This window comes from Anaerostipes sp. CAG:276 (genome assembly GCF_000432215.1).
In the GTDB taxonomy this organism is placed as follows: Bacteria; Bacillota; Clostridia; order Lachnospirales; family Lachnospiraceae; genus Anaerostipes; species Anaerostipes caccae.
In genome coordinates, this window is record NZ_FR889190.1 from 72863 (window position 1) to 92919 (window position 20057).

Below are 20057 nucleotides of genomic sequence, written 5' to 3' on the forward strand. Positions count from 1 at the left end.
GGAGCCGGTGACAGGTCTGGACCCGGGTGCCGCAAAAGAACTCTATATCTTGCTGAAGGAACTCAACAAAAATGAGGGCATCGCAATTTTGATGGTCTCCCACGACTTGTCCAATGCCTTAAAGGATGCGGATGAAATCCTCCACATCCGGCATGAGGATTACTTCTTCGGCAGTGTTTCAGAATACCGCCGTTCTGAACATTTTCGTGAAATGAATGGAGGTGCTGTTCATGGAATTGTTTAAAGAAATGATTTCTTATCCTTTTATTATCCGTGCTTTCATCGTGGGAATTTTGATTTCCCTCTGTGCAGCCCTGCTCGGTGTAAGCCTTGTACTGAAAAAATTCTCTATGATCGGAGACGGACTGTCTCATGTGTCCTTCGGAGCGCTTTCCATCGCAGTCGCTTTCGGGATTGCTCCTTTGAAACTCTCGATTCCGGTCGTTGTCATTGCCGCATTTTTTCTCCTGAAGCTGACTGAGAGCAGCCGGATCAGCAGCGATGCGGCCATCGCTGTCATGTCGGCATCGGCTTTGGCTGCCGGAGTCCTGGTGACTTCCTTCACTACCGGCATGAATATGGATGTATATAGTTATATGTTTGGAAGCATTCTGGCTATGAGCAGAGAAGATGTACGGCTAAGTGTTCTGCTGAGTGTAGCAGTCCTCATTTTGTTTCTTTTTTGTTATCATAAGATCTTTGCTGTCACCTTTGATGAAAGTTTTGCGCGGGCATCAGGAGTGGATGTCTCCTTTTATAATTCGCTGCTTGCAATCCTGACCGCCGTCACGATTGTTATCGGCATGAGAATGATGGGGGCTATGCTCATTTCCAGCCTGGTCATCTTTCCTGCGCTGACGGCCATGCAGATGTTTAAGAGCTTCCGGGGAGTTGTGATCTGTTCCGGTTTCCTCTCTGTCATATGTTTTTGTATCGGTCTGTCGGCATCATATTTCTTTTCTGCACCGGCCGGTGCGAGCATCGTCATTGCAAACCTCTTGGGATTTCTCTTATTCCGACTGCTGCGTATGGTTTACAGACAGAATGTTTGATTTCCAAAACATTCTGTGATAGAATAATTTCATTATTACAAGTTAGGAGAAACATATGAATAAAAAGAGAAATGTGATGCTGACGATCATGAGCATCATTCTGCTGTTAGCCGGAATCTTAAACCTTGTGACCAATGTCACCCTGATGACAAGCGGCAATCTGATGAAGATGGCTATGGAGCAGGTCAAGCTAAGCGGCGGGATTTTAACCGTGTACCTCATAGTCTGCATTATCTTCGGGATGCTTGAAATCGTTTGCGGAGTTTACGGTTTAAAAGCAGCCAAACATTTTGAATTTGGAGAAACCTGCTTTCAGCTTGCCATTGCGCTCGTAGCCGCCGCTGTATTCATTTTTATTTTTAATTTCTTTGTCAATGGATTTACAGCTACAAGCCTGGGAGGCTTCGTCTTCCCTTTGCTTTATCTTTATTCCATCAGATTCTGCAAATAATTTCATAATCAGTCACTAGAAACAGATAATCAGCAGATTGTCTGTTTTGTTCTTACATAGAAAAGAATGTTTTATGTCAGGATAAAACACTACGAAAGAAGGAGAATACGATGTACATTGCAGATTTACATATCCACTCCAGATATTCCAGGGCAACAAGCAAAGAGTGTGATCCGGAACATCTGGATCTCTGGGCCAGAAAAAAAGGGATTCATATTGTAGGAACCGGTGATTTTACTCATCAGGCGTGGAGGGACGAGTTACGGGAAAAATTAGAACCTGCGGAAGAAGGATTATACATCCTTAAGGAAGAGTTCCGAATAAAAGACGGGATCGCTCCGGACAGCCAGAGTCCGCGCTTTGTCGTTACCGGGGAGATCAGTTCTATCTATAAAAAGAACGGAAAGACAAGGAAAGTCCACAACCTGATCCTTCTTCCGGGACTCGAAACCGCAGATAAGATTTCTGCAAAACTTGAGACCATCGGCAATATCCATTCCGACGGCAGGCCGATCCTTGGTCTGGACAGCCGGGATCTCTTAGAGATTCTTCTGGACATTTCTCCAAATGCAGTACTGGTGCCTGCCCATATATGGACTCCTCATTTCTCACTGTTCGGAGCCTTTTCGGGGTTTGATACGATCGAGGAATGTTTTGAAGACTTAACGCCCCATATCCATGCGTTAGAGACAGGCCTGTCCTCCGATCCTCCTATGAACTGGAGGCTTTCAGCGCTGGACTCCTTCCAGCTGATCTCAAATTCAGATGCCCACTCTCCGGCAAAGCTTGGGCGGGAAGCCAATCTCATGGACATTGAACTTTCTTATCCGGAACTCACGAAAGCCATCCAGACCGGACAGGGCCTTTACGGAACGATCGAATTTTTCCCGGAAGAAGGAAAATATCACTTTGACGGACACCGAAAATGCGGTCTTGTGCTGACTCCGTCAGAGACAAAGGAATATGGCGGCATCTGTCCGGTCTGCGGGAAAAAAATCACCATCGGAGTCCAGCACCGGGTAGAACAGCTGGCGGACAGGCCCGAAGATTATCTCCGCCCTGACGCAAAGCCCTTTGAAAGCCTCGTACCACTTCCGGAAGTCATTGCCGCATCTACGGGAATGTCGGCCGGCGGGAAAAAGGTGAATGCGCAGTTTGAAAAAATGCTCTCAGAGCTTGGACCGGAGTTTTCTATTTTAAGAGAAGTACCTTTTGAGGATATAAGACACAGTGCGGGAGCCTGTGTAGAGGAAGGAATCCGGCGTTTAAGACGGGGAGAAGTCCGGCGCGACCCCGGATATGACGGAGAATACGGAAAAATCCATCTCATCGAAAAGGACGAGATGGATATCATTAACGGCCAGATGACACTTTTTGATTCTCTTGGTATTGCCGCCGCAGCCGAGCCCGGGAAAAAGAAGAAAAAAATCAGACCTGTGAAAAAAGAAACTGTCATGGAAACAGACGGCCTTGAAGGAAAAGATACAGGGATCAACAAAGAACAGCAGGAAGCGGTCACTGCTGAGAACAGAGCTGTTGCGGTCATCGCGGGACCGGGAACAGGAAAAACGAAAACCCTGGTAGACAAGATAGCTTATCTTGTGAAGGAGAGGAACGTATCTCCGTCTCAGATCACAGCCGTTACCTTTACAAACCAGGCGGCAGCGGAGATGAGAGAACGGCTTGCCAAAAGGCTTGGAGGAAAACGGGCTGTCAAAGATATGACCATCGGCACCTTTCATTCTATCTGCCTTCAGCTTCTGAAACAGCAGGGTGAGGACATTATCCTCGCCGATGAAGCGGAACTTCTTGAAACTGCCAAAGAAGCCCTGAACCGTTTAGATTCAGATAAGAAGCCAAAGGACTTTTTAAAACAGATATCCAATTTTAAAAACAATGTGCCGATGGAAGAGCGTCTGACGAATGATGAAGCAGACTGTTTTCAGGAAATCATGAGTGAAATGGGTCTTACAGATTTTGATGACCTGCTTCTTCGTGTGCTTTCACAGGCAGAATCCCCGGTTTTACAAACCTCTCAGTTTTCTTATCTTCTCGTGGATGAATTCCAGGATATCAACGACATACAATTCCGTCTGGTGCTTTTCTGGAACCAAAACGGGAAAGAATTATTTGTCATTGGAGATCCGGACCAGTCGATCTATGGTTTCCGGGGTTCTGATTCCAGATGTTTTGCACGGCTGAAAGAAGAAATTCCGGATCTGTATGAAATTTATCTGAAGAAAAATTACCGTTCAACACCTGAAATCGTGGAGTCTGCCCTTCAGGTGATCAGCCGGAATCCGGGAAACAAACGCTGTCTTTCTGCCGTCCGTGAACCCGGGAAACCAGTCCGTCTGGTCACTGCCTCCAATGACTGGTCCGAGGCCATTTTTATTGCAAAGGAAATCAACAGGCTCACCGGCGGCATGGATATGATGGATGCCCAGAATTATGCCTTAAAAACGGAACATCCCAGAGGTTTTGGAGAAATTGCCGTATTATACAGAACCCACCATCAGGCCAGAGCCATAGAAAAATGTTTAAGACAGGAGAGTATTCCATGCGTCATCACAGGACAGGATAGTTTTCTTGAGGAAGAAAAGGTAAAAGGTACAACTTCATTTTTTCGGTTTCTTCTCGATGAAAAGGATACGAAGGCTCTTCAGATCGCACTGAACGCTTTTCCTGACTGCGGAACCTTAGAAAAAGAATTCAAACAGCTTTTGAAAAAAGAGTCTCCAGGAGAGGTTTTAAAGCTCTGGATGGAAAAGAACGGTCTTTTGGATGATGAATCCCTTCTCAGTCTGTACAAGATGACTCTGTTTCATAAAGATATGGCATCCTTTTTGTCCAATCTTTTGCTGGGAACAGAAGGGGATATAAAAAGAAGCGGTGAAAAGGAATATACGTCAGATGCTGTCACCCTGATGACTCTCCACGGGTCCAAAGGACTGGAATTTCCGGTTGTGTTCATCGCCGGAACAAAACAGGGCAGTATACCGCTGGAATCACCTGCTCACCATGCAGATAAGGAAGAGGAGAGACGTCTGTTCTATGTAGGCATGACCAGGGCAAAAGAAGAACTAATCCTTCTTACAAGAAAAGAATCTTCCGAATTTCTCGCGGACCTGCCGCAGCAATATACGGCAAAAGAGACCGCAGGAAAAAAAGAGCCGGAGATTACCCAGCTGTCACTGTTTGATCTTTGATTTCATTCAAAACTCAAGGTAAAAACAAGATTCCGACACAAACCCTTGTATTCTGTAAATGAAAGTGTTATAATAATCAATAACATAAAGCATTAACTTAAAGAGTGGACGCAAGTCCACTCTTATTGTTTGCGCAGAAAAGGAGGCAGGGCAACTTGGCAGGAAAAGCAGAGATTGAACAAAAAACAGAAGAACTTGTGACACCGATCATCGATGAAAACCACTTTGAACTTGTTGATGTGGAGTATGTAAAAGAAGGTGCCAACTGGTATCTGCGGATTTACGCGGATAAAGAGGGAGGCATCAGTATCGATGACTGTGTGCTGATCAGCCGGGCACTGGAGGCCAAATTGGACGCCGATGATTTCATCAAAGACGCATATATTCTGGAAGTCAGCTCCCCGGGTCTTGGAAGGCCTTTAAAAAAGGAAAAAGACTTTCAGAGAAGTATCGGGCAGTCTGTGGACATTAAATTATATAAAGCCATCGACAAACAAAAAGAGTTTACCGGTATATTAAAAGAATATTCAAAGGAAAGAATCATACTCTCGATCGACGGCACCGATCAGGAATTTGAAACAAAAAGTGTGGCATCCGCCCGTTTATCATTAGATTTTTAAAGGAGGACAACAGAAAAAATGAGTGAATTAATTGATGCATTAAACCAGTTAGAAAAAGAAAAGCATATTGATAAAGACGTCATTATGGAAGCGATTGAAAATTCCCTGGTTGCTGCATGCAAAAGAGACTTTGGAAATGCAGACAATGTGGTGGTCAATATGGACCGTGAGACCGGAGATATTGTCGTATATGCAGAAAAAGAAGTCGTGGAAACCGCAGACGGGGAAGATTTTGACCCGGCGCTCCAGATCAGTCTTGCCAAAGCAAAAGCAATGGACCCTAAATATGAGCTGGGTGATATTGTCCGCGTGGAGATAACACCGAAAGATTTTGGAAGAATTGCTGCTATGCACGCCAGAAGTGTCATTGTACAGAAGATCAAAGAAGAAGAAAGAAGAGTTGTCTTTGATCATTTTTACTGCAAGGAAAAAGACATTGTCACAGGCGTGGTACAGCGCTATGTCGGCGAAAACGTCAGTGTCAGCCTGGATGACAAGACAGATGCACTTCTGATGAAGTCCGAACAGATCAGAGGCGAAGTATTCCAGCCCACGGAACGGATCAAACTTTACATTGTAGAAGTAAAAGACACCAACCGCGGACCCCGGATCTTAGTGTCCCGTACACATCCGGATCTTGTAAAGCGTCTTTTTGAAAAAGAGGTAGCCGAGATCCAGGACGGCATCGTAGAGATTAAGAACATCGTCCGCGAAGCCGGTTCCAGAACAAAGCTTGCCGTCTGGTCCAATGATCCAAACGTAGATCCTGTCGGTGCCTGTGTCGGCATGAACGGTGCCAGAGTCAACGCGATCGTCAATGACTTAAAAGGTGAAAAGATCGATATCATCAACTGGAATGAAGATCCTTGTGTCTATATCGAAAATGCGCTGAGTCCGTCTAAGGTTGTATCTGTATCCGTAGACGTGGAGGAAAAAAGTGCTCAGGTTGTCGTTCCGGATTATCAGTTATCACTGGCTATCGGAAAAGAGGGGCAGAACGCAAGACTCGCTGCAAGGCTGACCGGCTATAAAATCGATATCAAAAGTGAATCTCAGGCTGAGGAAGAAGAGGAACTCCAAGGTTATGAAGATTACGAATCCGAAGAAATGGCAGATGAATCCATGGCTTACGATGATGAAAATGCCGTGGAAGATGAGCTCCTTTCCGAAGAATCTGAATATATTGACGAATAAAATTTAGGATGTGATCGTATATGAACAAGAAAACTCCGATGAGAAAATGCATTGGATGTCAGGAATCAAAAGCGAAAAAAGACCTTGTTAGAGTGGTAAAACCCAAGGATGGAGATATCTTCATCGATCCCACCGGCAAGTCCAACGGACGCGGCGCTTATATCTGCCGTTCTCTCTCCTGCCTGAAAAAAGCGAGAAAGTCAAAAGGTCTTGATCGTTCTTTTAAGACATCGATTTCCGAGGAAGTCTATGGCGCGCTGGAAAAGGAGATGATGGATCTTGAATCATAAAATTCTGTCTCTTCTCGGATTAGCAGCCCGATCGAGAAATTTGGTAAGCGGAGAATTTGCGGTAGAAAAATCCGTAAAATCCGGCCATGCATGCATGGTCCTTGCGGCCAATGATGCTTCCGAAAATACGAAAAAGATGTACCGGAATATGTGCGAATACTATCATGTGCCGCTGTATTTTTTCAGCGACAGAAGCGAACTTGGCCACGCCATCGGAAAAGAATTCCGTGCGGCGGTAGCTGTGGAAGATCAGGGATTTGCAAAGGCCATTCGCGGGAAACTCGAAAATAGTAAAATTGAATAATGGAGGTGCAATCTATGGCAAAAACTAGAGTCCATGAGATAGCAAAGAAATATAATAAACAGAGCAAAGAAATCATTGAAATATTGAAAAAAAATAATATCGAAGTAAAAAATCATATGAGTACGGTGGAAGACTCCCAGATCGCGGTCATTGACAAGGCCCTTGGAGTAAAAAAGGAAGAAAAACCGGTGAAGAAAGAGAATAAACCGGAGAACTGCCAGGAAAAGCCAAGGAATCAGCAGGGCCGAGACCAGCAGCGCGGCAACAGGGGTCAGCATCAGCAGGGACAACAGAGGCCTCAGAATACTCAGAATCAGAACCGTACGGGCAAAAAGCCTGAGAGGCAGCCGAAGGAAAAAGAAGCGGGCCAGAATCAGGGAACTCAGAAGAAAGTGCTGAAGAAAGAAAATCCGCAGAATTCTCAGAAATTTTCCAATAATAACGGACAGAATGGGAAGAATAATAAAAACAATAGGTTTAACAAGAACAACAAAAAGAACAGAAACAATAAGTTCAACAATAAAAATCAAAATACCCAGAAGAAGAAAAAGACGGGACCGGGAGCTTTTATCAAGCCGGATCCGGTAAAGAAGCCAGAATATGATCCAAGTGAACCAGTAAAAATTCCTGAGATCCTCACCTTAAAAGAGTTTGCGGAAGCGATCCACATCCCTGCAAATGACATCATCAAAAAACTTCTGATCTCCGGAGGCGGACTTGTGAACCTCAACACAGAATTGGATTTTGAACGTGCAGAAGAGATCGCTTTAGAGTATGACCGCATCGTTGAGTTAGAAGAGACCGTAGACGTCATCGAAGAGCTGTTAAAAGATGAAGACGAAGAAGATACAAAGGATCTTGTGACCAGACCGCCGGTTGTGTGCGTTATGGGACACGTTGATCACGGTAAAACCTCTCTTCTGGATGCGATTCGATCCGCCCGTGTCACTGCCGGTGAGGCCGGAGGGATCACCCAGCATATCGGTGCCTATACGGTACAGACAGAGAGCGGAACAATCACATTCCTGGATACACCGGGACACGAAGCCTTCACATCCATGCGTATGCGCGGTGCCCAGTCCACCGATATCGCAATCCTTGTAGTAGCCGCAGATGACGGTGTCATGCCGCAGACAATCGAGGCAATCAACCATGCCAAAGCTGCCGGTGTTGAGATCATCGTTGCCATCAACAAGATCGATAAGGAAAGTGCAAATATTGAGCGTGTAAAACAGGAACTTACAGAGTATGAACTGATTCCGGAAGACTGGGGCGGTACGACAATCTTTTGTCCTGTATCCGCACACAGCAAAGAGGGAATCGACGATCTTCTTGATATGATCTCGCTCACAGCCGAAGTTCTGGAGCTGAAAGCAAATCCGAAGCGTAAGGCAAGAGGTATTGTCATCGAGGCAGAACTCGACAAAGGACGCGGTCCGGTCGCTACCGTACTTGTTCAGAAAGGAACTCTCCATGTGGGAGATGCCATCGCAGTCGGAAGTGCTCACGGAAAAGTCCGTGCTATGATTGATGACAAAGGAAAACGTGTCAAAACTGCCGGACCGTCAACTCCGGTTGAGATTCTCGGGCTCAGCGAAGTTCCGTTTGCAGGAGAAGTCTGCATGGCCATGGACAATGAAAAAGAAGCCCGTTCAACGGCAGAGAAATTCATTGCATACGGCAGAGAAAAAATGCTCTCAGAGACAAAATCACAGCTTTCTCTGGATGATCTCTTTGACCAGATCCAGGCAGGAAGCGTAAAAGATTTAAATATCATCGTCAAAGCAGACGTTCAGGGATCGGTGGAGGCTGTAAAGCAGAGTCTTTCCAAGCTCTCTAACGATGAAGTAGCCGTCAAAGTCATCCACGGAGGAGTCGGCGCGATCACGGAATCTGACGTTATGCTTGCATCTGCATCCAACGCCATCATCATCGGATTTAACGTCCGTCCGGACCCAACCGCTAAAGATGCTGCCGAGAGAGACAAAGTCGATCTGAGATTGTACCGTGTCATTTATAACGCTATCGAAGATATCGAAGCGGCCATGAAGGGTATGCTGGAGCCGGAGTATGTGGAGAAAGTCATCGGCCACGCCGAAGTACGCCAGACATTCAAGGCATCCGGAGTCGGAACCATCGCAGGATCCTATATCCTCGACGGTATCATTCAGAGAGGCAGCACTGCCAGACTGATCCGTGACGGTATCGTCGTACACGAAGGCGGATTCGCGTCTATCAAGCGTTTCAATGACGACGTAAAAGAAGTCAAGACCGGCTTTGAGTGCGGCCTTGTGCTTGAAAATTATAATGATATTAAAGAAGGCGATCAGATTGAAGCCTATATAATGGAAGAGATCCCTAGATAAGCCTTCTTTACAGGAGGAAAACCATGAGAAAGAACAGCATTAAGAATACTAGAATCAACGGGGAGGTACAGCGGGAACTGAGCCGTATCATCAGTCGGGAAATTAAAGATCCCCGCATCGCTCCTATGACATCTGTTGTGGATGCGGTTGTGACCTCGGACTTAAAACAGTGTAAGGCTTATATCAGTGTCCTTGGAGACCAGAAAGCCAAAGAGGATACCCTTAACGGCCTCAGAAGTGCGGTTGGCTATATCCGCAGGGAGCTGGCACATTCCATTAATCTTAGGAATACCCCGGAAATCACTTTTATTTTGGATGATTCCATTGAATATGGTGTTGAAATGTCAAAAAAAATTGACGAGCTGAACAAATAGGAGAAGCACTATGAATGAATTCATATCATCCATCGAAGCCGCAGACACCATTGCAGTCACCGGCCATATCCATCCGGACGGTGACTGCATCGGGAGCTGCCTGGGGCTTCGGCAGTACATTTTGGATAATTATCCCGGGAAATCTGTTACAGTTTATCTTGAGTCCATTGCTCCGGAGTTTCTCTTTCTTTCCGGGGCTGATTCAGTGAAACAGGAGGCCGAACATAAATCCTATGACTTGTTCTTTGTCCTGGACTGCAGTTCTCTGGACAGGATCGAACCGTATCTGTCCATGTATGAACGCGCGGCAAAGACGTTCTGTATCGACCACCACATCAGCAGCAAAGGAATCGGTCAGGAGTATATTTTAAAACCCCAGGCCAGTGCCACCTGCGAAGTGCTGTATGAGTTATTTGAACCGGACCGTATTTCTTTATCCTGTGCCTATTGCCTGTATACCGGTATCGTCCATGACACCGGTGTATTTAAGCATTCCAATACGACGAAGCAGACAATGGAGTACGCCGGCAGACTGATTTCCAAAGGAATCAATACATCCAGAGTCATCGATGAAACCTTTTATCAGAAAACGTTTGTACAGAACCGCGTGTTGGGACAGGCACTATTAAACAGCCGGCTTTATGAAGAAGGCCAGATCATTCTTTCTTACCTGAATGAAGATGAAATGCAGGCCCTCGGTGCTGATTCCGAGGACACCAACGGGATAATCGACCAGATGAGAGTTACAAAAGGGGTAGAAGCTGCGGTATTTCTGTACGCTTTGGACAAAGATACCTATAAGGTCAGCATGCGTTCCAACGGCAGAGTCAATGTGGCTGCAATCTCAGAAGAATTCAGCGGCGGAGGGCATGTCCGTGCTGCCGGCTTCAGTATGAAAGCCGGACTTGAAGAAGTGACCGGCATTGTCCTTTCAAAAATCCGAGAACAATTATAGAGGTGCTTATGATACACGGTATCTTAAATATTTACAAAGAAGCCGGCTTTACCTCTCATGATGTAGTGGCAAAGCTCCGGGGAATCATAAAACAAAAGAAAATCGGACACACCGGCACCCTGGACCCCCAGGCCACCGGTGTGCTTCCTGTCTGTCTTGGAAAGGCTACCAAGCTGTGCGATATGCTCACGGATACGAAAAAGGAATACAGGGCAGTCTTCCGTCTCGGCCTCACAACTAATACGGAAGATATCTGGGGAGAGACTTTGAGAGAATCAGACATTTCTGTCTCCGAGGACAAGGTGCGAAAAACCATCTGTTCTTTTAAAGGAGGCTATGATCAGATTCCTCCCATGTATTCTGCCTTGAAAGTAAATGGCAAAAAACTGTACGAACTTGCAAGAGAGGGTAAAGTAATTGAGCGAAAAGCAAGACCCGTTACGATCTATGAAATCAAAAATTTAGAGATTTGTCTCCCTGAGTTTACCATGACCGTTGTCTGCAGCAAAGGCACCTATATACGGAGCCTTGGACGCGACATCGGCGAAAAACTGGGGTGCGGTGCCTGTATGACCAGTTTGGAGCGCACTGCGGCCAGCGGATTTCACAAAAAAGACAGCCATACTCTGGATGAGGTTGAGAAGCTGGTCAAGGAAAATCGGCTTATGGAGGCTGTCATTCCTCCGGATCAGGTGTTTATGAGCCTTCCCTGTCAAACGGTAAAAAAACAATATGAAAAAATCCTCTATAATGGCAACCCCTTAAAATCAGAGTGTTTTACATCCTCCTGCGGCGATGAACAGCGGCTGAGGATTTATGATGAGGACGGCTGTTTTATCGGGGTGTATGATTGGAAAGATCAGAAAAAAATGTACTTTCCGGATAAATTATTTTACTGAAAGGAGCACTATGGAATACATACATCAAACGGAGAACTTTCAATTTCATAACTCTGCGGTAGCGCTTGGTAAATTTGACGGACTGCACAGGGGCCATCAGCTTATTTTTGACCAGCTGCTGGAATACAAAAAACAGGGATACCAGACTGTTGTATTTTCTTTTGACCGTCCTCCGGTCAATACCCTGAAATCCGAAAATTATCACATGATCTATTCTAAAGAAGAAAAGGAGCGCTTATTGGCAAAAAAGGGGATGGACGTCTTAATTGAGCATCCTTTTACCAAAGAATTCTCTAAGCTCTCTCCGAGGGATTTCGTGACAGAAGTCCTGATCAAAAAGGTCGGAATGAAAATTCTTGTGGTGGGAGACGACTGCGGCTTCGGATACAAGCGTCAGGGAAATGTAGAACTCTTGAAGGAGATGCAGAAAGAATACGATTTTAAACTGATCGTAATTCCAAAACTTGAATTGAACGGAGGAATTGTCTCAAGCAGCCGCATCCGCAGCCTGCTCAGAGAGGCAAGGATCGAGGAGGCCAACAGCCTGCTCTCATCCCCTTTTTTGGTTTATGGACCCGTCGTGCAGGGCAATCATATGGGAAAAGATATCTTAGGAGTTCCCACTGCCAATCAAATTCCAAATCCTGAAAAGCTGCTTCCCCCTAACGGAGTTTATGTATCGAGGATTACGATCAAAAATCAGGTATATTACGGAATCAGCAATATAGGCGTCAAACCCACGATCGAAGGAAAAAAACATATGGGGGTTGAAACGTATATTTTAAATTTTGATAAGAATATATATCATAAACCAATATCTGTTGAACTTCTTTGTTTTAAACGCCCGGAAATGAAGTTTGAATCCCTTGACTGCCTTTCGAGGCAAATGAAGGAAGACGCGCTATTTGCAAGAGATTGGGTAATAGAACAAGGGCTCATTTAAATACCTGTGTGCCCTGCGGGTATACTTTTTTGCCGAGATGCGTTATAATAAAGATAACTTAAACGAAGTTACTGAAAAGAAGGGAGCGGTTCATATGGCTACAAAAACGATTATTACGATTGAAAGACAGTATGGAAGCGGCGGGCACCTGATCGGGAAAAAGCTTGCCGAAGATCTTGGTATTCCTTTTTATGACGGAGAATTATTAAAAGTCGCAGCAAAGGAGAGCGGAATCTGTGAGGAAATCTTTGAAAGCTTTGATGAGAAACCGACCACAAGCTTTTTATACTCCCTGGTTATGGACCCCTATTCTCTGGGATATAACGCCAATTCCTTTGATCTTCCGCTGAACCACAAAGTATTTCTGGCTGCCTTTGACACCATTAAAGACATTGCCAGCAAAGGTCCCTGCATTTTCGTCGGCAGATGCGCTGATTATGCCCTGGAAGACTTTGATAACTGCCTGAGCATTTTTATCCACGCTCCTTTTGAAGACCGTATCAAACGGATTGAAAAAGTATATGAGATCCCCAAGGCGAAAAGCAAGGAAGCGCTTCTGAAAAAGGATAAGCAGCGGGCTAGCTATTACAACTATTACAGCTCTAATAAGTGGGGCGATGCAAAGGCCTATGACTTCTGTATCAACAGCAGCCTTCTGGGCATTGACCAGACCGTAGAACTGATCAAGCAGGTTATTGAAGAAAAAGAGAAGTAAAAACAGTACATGAGAATATAATTATCAAGCCCCTCACTCTTTGAGGGGCTTGATGTATTTGCGCGCCGAATGACACTGCCGGAGAAAGGAGAGACATCTTAGATTATGAAATTGATTGTTTGTCTGGACAATAAAAACGGACTTTGTTTCAATAAAAGAAGACAGAGCCAGGACCGAAGATTAAGAGATTTTATCAAAGCTATGACAAAAGATTCAAAGCTGTATATGAATTTCTACACCTATGAACTATATAAAGACTTTAAAAATGCAGTTGTCTGTGAAGATTTTTTATCCCGGGCAAAAGCAGATGACTATTGTCTCTTGGAAACCTGCTCTGTGAAAGAGGATGAAGAGAAGATCCGGGAACTTTTCATATTCCGCTGGAACAAAGTTTATCCGGCAGACACGTATTTTGATCTGGACTTATCGCTCTGGAATCTCGCAGAGCTTGAAGAGCTGGAGGGATCCTCTCACAGCATCACAAAAGAAAGATATATAAAAGGAGATTACGAAATATGAAATTAAGGAACAGAATTTCTATCTTACTTTTCGCACTGTTCATGGCCTTTGGCCTGACAGCATGCCAGGACAGTTCGAAAGAAAAACAGCCGGGCAGCCACACAGCGGAAACCGAGGTTCAGACCGCCTCCAATTCCTCACAAAAGAACATATCCGTAAACAATATCCCTGATTATTCGGGGAAGATGTATGTGGAACTCAACGGCAGCCGGCCTGAATTTCAATCCAGGGAATTAAAGACCAAATCTTACGAGTCATACAGCAAACTGGATTCTCTCGGAAGATGCGGCACTGCCCAGGCAAACATAGGAAAAGATATCATGCCCACGAAAAAAAGAGGCGCCATCGGAATGGTCAAACCTACCGGATGGCATACTGTCAAATACAGCAATGTGGACGGAAAATACCTCTATAACCGCTGTCATTTGATCGGCTATCAGCTCACCGGCGAAAATGCAAACGAAAAGAACCTGATTACCGGAACCCGTGCGATGAATGTAGACGGAATGCTGCCATTTGAAGATATGGTAGCCGACTATGTCAAAGAGACCGGAAATCACGTTTTGTACCGGGTCACTCCTGTTTATGAGGAAGAAGACCTGGTCGCAAAAGGCGTTCAGATGGAAGCTATGTCTGTGGAAGACAGAGGAAAGGATATTGAATTTAATGTCTTCGTATATAACGTACAGCCTGGAGTCTCCATTGACTATAAAACAGGGAAAAGCAAAAAAGCACAGAATACAGAGACTCAGACAGCCGCTTCAAAGAAAAAACGACATGCCGAAAGCGGCCAGAGCCATCACAATGAATCCGTCTATATCTGCGGCAACTCAAGATCTAAGGTTTATCACTGCCCAGGACAGAGGGATTATGAAAAAATGAAAACCTCAAAATATCTTGTGAAGTTTAAAAGCGAGAAGGAAGCACAGGCTGCGGGATATCGCAGAGCAAAACGGTAATATCGGCAATCAAAGATTGGAGGATCATATGAAATATGAAGAAATTTTGAAGACGGCCAGAAACTGTATGGGACCATACTGCAAGGCCTGTTCAGTATGCAATGGCAGGGCCTGCAGAAATCAGATACCGGGGCCCGGAGCAAAAGGAAGCGGTGATACAGCCATCCGCAATTATCAAAAATGGCAGGAAATTCGTGTCAATATGGATACCCTGTGCGAAAACCTGCCCGCTGATACCAGCCTTGAACTGTTCGGAAAAACTTTTCGCTATCCGTTCTTTGCAGGTCCGGCAGGGGCTGTGAATCTCCATTACAGCGAAAAATACACTGATGTCACATACAATGAAGTATTGGTCTCTTCCTGTGCCGATGCGGGAATTGCAGCTTTTACCGGTGACGGAACCAATCCGGAAGTGATGTGCGCCGCAACAGAAGCAATCCGGAAAACCGGCGGACTGGGTGTCCCTACCGTCAAGCCGTGGAATCTTCAGACGATCCGGGAAAAGTTCGCACAGGTACACAGCTGCGGTGCTTTTGCTGTGGCTATGGATGTGGATGCGGCAGGCCTTCCTTTTCTTAAAAATATGACGCCGCCTGCCGGACGAAAGTCAGAGCAAGAATTAGCTGAAATCATGAAAGAGACCAATCTTCCTTTCATCGTCAAAGGTGTGATGACTGTGAGAGGTGCCTTAAAAGCGAAAGAGGCAGGTGCCAAAGCCATCGTAGTCTCCAATCACGGGGGACGTGTGCTGGATCAGTGTCCTTCTACTGCAGAAGTACTGAAAGAGATTTCGGATGCAGTAGAAGGATCCATGAAAATTCTGGTCGACGGCGGAATCCGTTCCGGCACTGACGTGTTTAAAGCCCTGGCCCTGGGAGCAGACGGTGTTCTCATATGCCGGCCGTTCGTGACTGCCGTATATGGAGGGGGTTCTGACGGTGTCAGGACCTACATAGATAAAATAGGAAGTGAATTGGAAGACACTATGGTGATGTGCGGTGCAGATTCTTTGAAAAAGATCACAAGGGAAATGATTCGCTTCTAAAAACAGTTGACAGCCTGGTCAATATATCATGACATTTTCCACATGATTTCCGTTCGGCTCTTAGAATGCCTCACTCCAATCATGTAGAAAATGGACGTAATGTCTGTTGGAGAAGGGCCTCTGTCAAAAAAGGTGCCACTTTTCGAAAGTTATTTACCACTATTGGAGGAGCGCATTTCAAAAGCGCGACGGAAATAGTGGTGAATGACTCATCTTTTCTGACCCAAGTATAGTGTGATTGACTGTACTTGGGCCTTTTGGTTTGCACTGAAGCGAAGATTACCCTTCGTTTGCGGAAAGAAGAAAGCTGATCGATGATGACAGCCTCAGTTCATTCTGCTGAAAGCCATGTCTGATCAGATACTTTTCAGCAAATATAAACTGCTTAGAGACAAATTGCTTTATAAGGGCAGCACACTGGTCAATATCGTCTGTCTCCAGTGCTTGTATCAGTTCTTCCGTAAACATCCTGTACATCCGCTTGTTATCCGGTTCCGTCTCATGGGATGGTTTCAAAGAATAGCCCCACAGAAACAGTCCATAAATGTTTCCATAGATCTCTCTGATTCCCTGAAGAGGACTGCCCACCGCAACTGTCAGCAGAAGTCGCCAGAGAGAAATTTCACAGCAGCCCAATGCCAAATATTTTCTCAGCTGTTCCTTCAGCTGTTTTTTTTCTTCCGGACTTATTGCCGAGAAAGTGATATGCAGAGCTTCCTCACAGGAGTACATAATAATTTCAAATGCCTGAAAGAAGAAAGCCATGTTGCGCCGGATCGGAGCAATGGAAAGATCCGGCATCCCATCGCCTTCCCTGATCCTGCAAATACGGGTACCCTTCCCGTTTACCGGCTGAACAGCACCCAGATGATGAAGCACATATACGGTCCTGCGCATGGTGCTGACCGATACATTGTACTTGACTGACATCTTTTCGTAGGATGGGAGATATTCAGCTTCGCTGTATTCACCCATACACATCTCATGAAGAAGACGCACTGAGAGACTGTAGCAGATCTGAGGATGCTCTCTGTAAATCCTCCACTTAAATGGAATCTGTTCTGAATCAGGCGCAGGAGAAATATGTTTTTGTACATATCTCTTTACCTCCTCAAAAGTCTGTTTTTGGAAGGTGAAAAGTACCTTATATGTTTCAGTCCAGTTCCGCTCCGCCGCATATCCCGCCACGGCTTTCAAATAATCTCTGATTGTCTGATCACTGTATAGGCTGATGCCGGCATTTTTCTGAGCCAGCAGAAATCCTTCAAACATTGCTGTCTCCCAAAAAAGGTTCATGATCAGCGGATTATCTAACTTCTGGAGAACAAAACAATAGAAATGCAGTAAATTGTCGGTTGTTGGCTGTTCAGACAACTGAAAGATACCGGAAATCTCGTCGTCGTTCATCCGGCACAGACCCTCCATTATTAATGGAATATAAATGAGTAATCCCGTTTCATTGAGATCAGCAAATGCTTTATACCGTTTTGAATAATAGCCCGTAATAAAGTCTGAAAGATCTTCTCCGGTCTGGCGGAAAATCACGGTTGTAGGTCTGCCGTTATGCATTGAAATATAACCTTCTGAACGCAGACGCCTGAGAGCAGATTTAACAGTCTGTGAGGATACACTGAACTCATCGCACAGCGTATCAATGGACGGCAGTGTATCCCCGCACTCGTAATATTGAAACCGAATCCGGAGAAAAAAATATTCATAGATTAAATTAGAAAAGTGTTGTTTATTCTGCAATGATCGGCCACCTCCACAGATGTCATTTTAGCATTTTATCATATTACTTTCCATAGATGAGTTGAGTTTTTTCATTTTTGCGGTATAATATAAAAGAAGTGGTTATGAACAAGGTTAGAGTTCTTTCACGTTTAGCAGAAACTACATGAGAGAACATAGTTTCGGAGGAATGCAGATATGGAAGAACATGAAAAAGAATGCACTGTGCCGGACAATTATGAAATGTCTGCCGGTTATGAATATGATACGTTAATGCGTCTGCTGGGCGTCAGTGTAAGTAAGCATATGCTGGATGACCGCTTTACTCTGATCTGGGCAAATGATTTTTATTATGAACTGATCGGATGGCCTAAAGATGAGTATGAAGCGGCATTCCACAACCGTCCCGATCTGTATTACCAATACCATGACAGCCAAAAAGAATGGGAAAAACTTTCTGAAACCGTGTTAAATGCAGTCAGTTCCGGACAAAACGGATATCATATGGTTTCCCGGATCAGGCGGAAAGACGGAAATTATGTCTGGGTGCAATTTTCGGCTCAGTTTTCTGATGAGTATATTAACGGACATCAGGTAGCATATTCAGTCCTCACAAATATTGATGATTTAATCAGAGCACAAAAGGAACAATCCGTTACCTATGAAAATATTCCGGGATTTGTGGCAAAGTACCGGATTGATCAGGAATTTAATTTCCAGGCGCTGGAGGGAAACGACCGCTTCATGGAGTATTTCGGAAATGATGCGGTGGGCAGCGGCAGCAGCCTGAGTCAGAGAAATATACACAGCAATATGGATACACTGCTTGAGCAAAAAGACAGGATACTGGAGGGAAAACCGCTGCATTTTCTGATGAATGTAAAAATCCTTAAAGAACAAACCTTATGGCTTCAAGTGAATGCTTCATGCATAGAATGGCAGGACGGATGTCCCGTTTATCTGGCAGTTTTTACTGATATTACGGACGTAACGGAACTTCGGGAGATTCAGAGAAAACTGACGGAACAGGCCGCGGCATTAAAAGATGCCCTGACCGTTGCCGAACAGGCCAACAAGGCAAAAACGGAATTTCTATCTAGAATGAGCCACGAAATCCGCACTCCCATGAATGCCATTATTGGTATGACAACCATCGCAGCAGCATACATAGATGATCGTCAGCGTGTCTCAGACTGCCTTGAAAAGATCGGCTACTCCTCCAAACATCTGATGACGCTGATCAATGATATATTGGATATGTCTAAAATTTCAGAAGGAAAAATGAAGATTGCTCATGAACCGTTTCAGCTTGAAACTGTGGTGGAGTCTGTATCTTCCATTGTATATCCCCAGGCTTCTGACAAAGGTCTTGTCTTTACAGTACCGCTGGCAGATCTGACGGATACATCCTTGGTAGGAGATTCCCTTCGGCTGAACCAGATTCTTTTAAATCTTTTATCCAATGCACTGAAGTTTACTCCTGAGGGCGGAAGTATCCGGATGGAAATCCGGCAGATCAAAAAAAATTCCGATACTGTCTGCCTGCGTTTTACTGTCAGTGATACCGGCATCGGAATGGCTGATGAATTTATATCAAACTTATTTCATCCTTTTGAGCAGGAAGACGCTTCAACGAGTCAGAAGTACGGAGGCACCGGACTTGGCATGTCCATCACCAAAAATCTCGTAACACTGATGGGCGGAACAATCTCTGTCAAAAGCAAGCCCGGAAAAGGAACAACATTCACAGTGGAACTTGAGTTTGATAAGCCGGCAGACCAGAGATCCGTAATTCCAAAAAAACAGCATATGATAGAATCGCTGAAGGTACTCATAGCAGATGATGACCGGGACAGCTGCATCCATACATCTCTATTGCTGAAAAATATGGGGATTATATCAGACTGGGTGCTGAGCGGAAACGACTGTGTGAGAAAGGTTCAGGATGCACACAACAGAGAGAAGGACTACGACGTCTGTCTGATCGATTGGAAATTGCCGGATATCAACGGTATAGAGGTGACAAAACGTGTGAGAAATATCGCAGGCCCTGATACAACAATCATCATTATAACTGCGTATGACTGGATGTCCATTGAAGAAAGTGCGCTTAATGCAGGAGCAGACTCTTTTCTGGCAAAACCTGTTTTTGCGTCTTCCTTATATAATTCTCTTCTCTCTGTAACGGGCATCGGGAAAACGGTGCGCACGCCGGGTGAAATGACACAGCACCCTGAATTAGCCGAATGCCGGGTCCTGCTTGCAGAGGATAATGAACTCAACCGTGAGATTGCAGTAGAGCTCCTTCGTATGGCAGGTATCACGGCAGACTGTGCAAAAAACGGGGAAGAAGCAGTAAAAAAATTCTTAGAAAACGGGGAAGCCTATGACCTTATCCTGATGGATGTACAGATGCCGGTCATGGATGGCT

General features: G+C 45.0%; 18 protein-coding genes and 1 pseudogene. 18 read left to right on the plus strand and 1 reads right to left on the minus strand.

Translation table 11 applies throughout. The features are described 5' to 3' along the window. The 17 genes and pseudogenes from QVP35_RS08670 to QVP35_RS08750 all read left to right on the plus strand — a co-directional run. Positions 1–244 (plus strand): annotated as a pseudogene (locus tag QVP35_RS08670) (ABC transporter); the annotation flags it as partial. After that, positions 231–1052 (plus strand): metal ABC transporter permease, encoded by an 822-nt coding sequence (locus QVP35_RS08675; RefSeq protein ID WP_006566958.1) that lies wholly within the window; start codon positions 231–233, stop codon positions 1050–1052. The pseudogene QVP35_RS08670 and the gene QVP35_RS08675, both read left to right, overlap by 14 nt. A 55-nt stretch (positions 1053–1107) precedes the next feature. Next, positions 1108–1503 carry a hypothetical protein gene (locus QVP35_RS08680; RefSeq protein ID WP_006566957.1) on the plus strand — a complete coding sequence of 132 codons (396 nt, stop codon included), beginning with the start codon at positions 1108–1110 and terminating at the stop codon, positions 1501–1503. Positions 1504–1613: 110 nt separating this feature from the next. Beyond that, positions 1614–4712, plus strand: coding sequence for a UvrD-helicase domain-containing protein (locus QVP35_RS08685; RefSeq protein WP_022261040.1), 3099 nt, complete (start codon positions 1614–1616; stop codon positions 4710–4712). 155 nt (positions 4713–4867) lie between these two features. After that, positions 4868–5332, plus strand: coding sequence for a ribosome maturation factor RimP (rimP, locus tag QVP35_RS08690; RefSeq protein ID WP_009289623.1), 465 nt, complete (start codon positions 4868–4870; stop codon positions 5330–5332). An 18-nt stretch (positions 5333–5350) separates the two neighbouring features. Continuing rightward, complete coding sequence (gene nusA / locus QVP35_RS08695; protein ID WP_006566953.1) at positions 5351–6526, plus strand: transcription termination factor NusA; 1176 nt, start codon at positions 5351–5353, stop codon at positions 6524–6526. 20 nt (positions 6527–6546) lie between these two features. Continuing rightward, a complete protein-coding gene (gene rnpM, locus QVP35_RS08700) occupies positions 6547–6816 on the plus strand; it encodes an RNase P modulator RnpM (RefSeq protein ID WP_009289622.1) in 270 nt (89 codons plus the stop codon). Further along, positions 6806–7120 (plus strand): L7Ae/L30e/S12e/Gadd45 family ribosomal protein, encoded by a 315-nt coding sequence (locus QVP35_RS08705; protein WP_009289621.1) that lies wholly within the window; start codon positions 6806–6808, stop codon positions 7118–7120. The genes rnpM and QVP35_RS08705 overlap by 11 nt, the downstream gene beginning before the upstream one ends. A 14-nt stretch (positions 7121–7134) precedes the next feature. Beyond that, positions 7135–9486: a translation initiation factor IF-2 gene (infB, locus tag QVP35_RS08710; RefSeq protein WP_022261041.1), complete on the plus strand. Its 2352-nt coding sequence runs from the start codon at positions 7135–7137 to the stop codon at positions 9484–9486. Between the two features lie 23 nt (positions 9487–9509). Continuing rightward, a complete protein-coding gene (rbfA, locus tag QVP35_RS08715) occupies positions 9510–9860 on the plus strand; it encodes a 30S ribosome-binding factor RbfA (RefSeq protein WP_006566949.1) in 351 nt (116 codons plus the stop codon). A 10-nt stretch (positions 9861–9870) separates the two neighbouring features. Next, positions 9871–10815: a DHH family phosphoesterase gene (locus QVP35_RS08720; protein ID WP_009289618.1), complete on the plus strand. Its 945-nt coding sequence runs from the start codon at positions 9871–9873 to the stop codon at positions 10813–10815. An 8-nt stretch (positions 10816–10823) separates the two neighbouring features. After that, positions 10824–11714: a tRNA pseudouridine(55) synthase TruB gene (truB, locus tag QVP35_RS08725; protein WP_022261042.1), complete on the plus strand. Its 891-nt coding sequence runs from the start codon at positions 10824–10826 to the stop codon at positions 11712–11714. 10 nt (positions 11715–11724) lie between these two features. Further along, positions 11725–12657: a bifunctional riboflavin kinase/FAD synthetase gene (locus tag QVP35_RS08730; protein ID WP_009289616.1), complete on the plus strand. Its 933-nt coding sequence runs from the start codon at positions 11725–11727 to the stop codon at positions 12655–12657. Positions 12658–12751: 94 nt separating this feature from the next. Next, the gene (locus QVP35_RS08735) at positions 12752–13372 is read left to right on the plus strand and encodes an AAA family ATPase (RefSeq protein ID WP_009289615.1); all 621 of its coding nucleotides are present in this window, start codon (positions 12752–12754) and stop codon (positions 13370–13372) included. 105 nt (positions 13373–13477) lie between these two features. Continuing rightward, positions 13478–13891 (plus strand): hypothetical protein, encoded by a 414-nt coding sequence (locus tag QVP35_RS08740; protein ID WP_009289614.1) that lies wholly within the window; start codon positions 13478–13480, stop codon positions 13889–13891. Then, the gene (locus QVP35_RS08745; protein WP_009289613.1) at positions 13888–14850 is read left to right on the plus strand and encodes a DNA/RNA non-specific endonuclease; all 963 of its coding nucleotides are present in this window, start codon (positions 13888–13890) and stop codon (positions 14848–14850) included. The genes QVP35_RS08740 and QVP35_RS08745 overlap by 4 nt, the downstream gene beginning before the upstream one ends. Positions 14851–14878: 28 nt before the next feature. Continuing rightward, a complete protein-coding gene (locus tag QVP35_RS08750) occupies positions 14879–15895 on the plus strand; it encodes an alpha-hydroxy-acid oxidizing protein (RefSeq protein WP_009289612.1) in 1017 nt (338 codons plus the stop codon). Positions 15896–16174: 279 nt separating this feature from the next. On the opposite strand, the gene QVP35_RS08755 is transcribed toward QVP35_RS08750, so the two are convergent. Further along, positions 16175–17647 (minus strand): GntR family transcriptional regulator, encoded by a 1473-nt coding sequence (locus tag QVP35_RS08755; protein ID WP_022261043.1) that lies wholly within the window; start codon positions 17645–17647, stop codon positions 16175–16177. A 177-nt stretch (positions 17648–17824) separates the two neighbouring features. On the opposite strand from QVP35_RS08755, the gene QVP35_RS08760 reads away from it, so the two are divergent. Further along, the coding region (locus QVP35_RS08760; RefSeq protein ID WP_288187832.1) for a PAS domain-containing hybrid sensor histidine kinase/response regulator at positions 17825–20057 on the plus strand (2233 nt) is incomplete at its 3' end.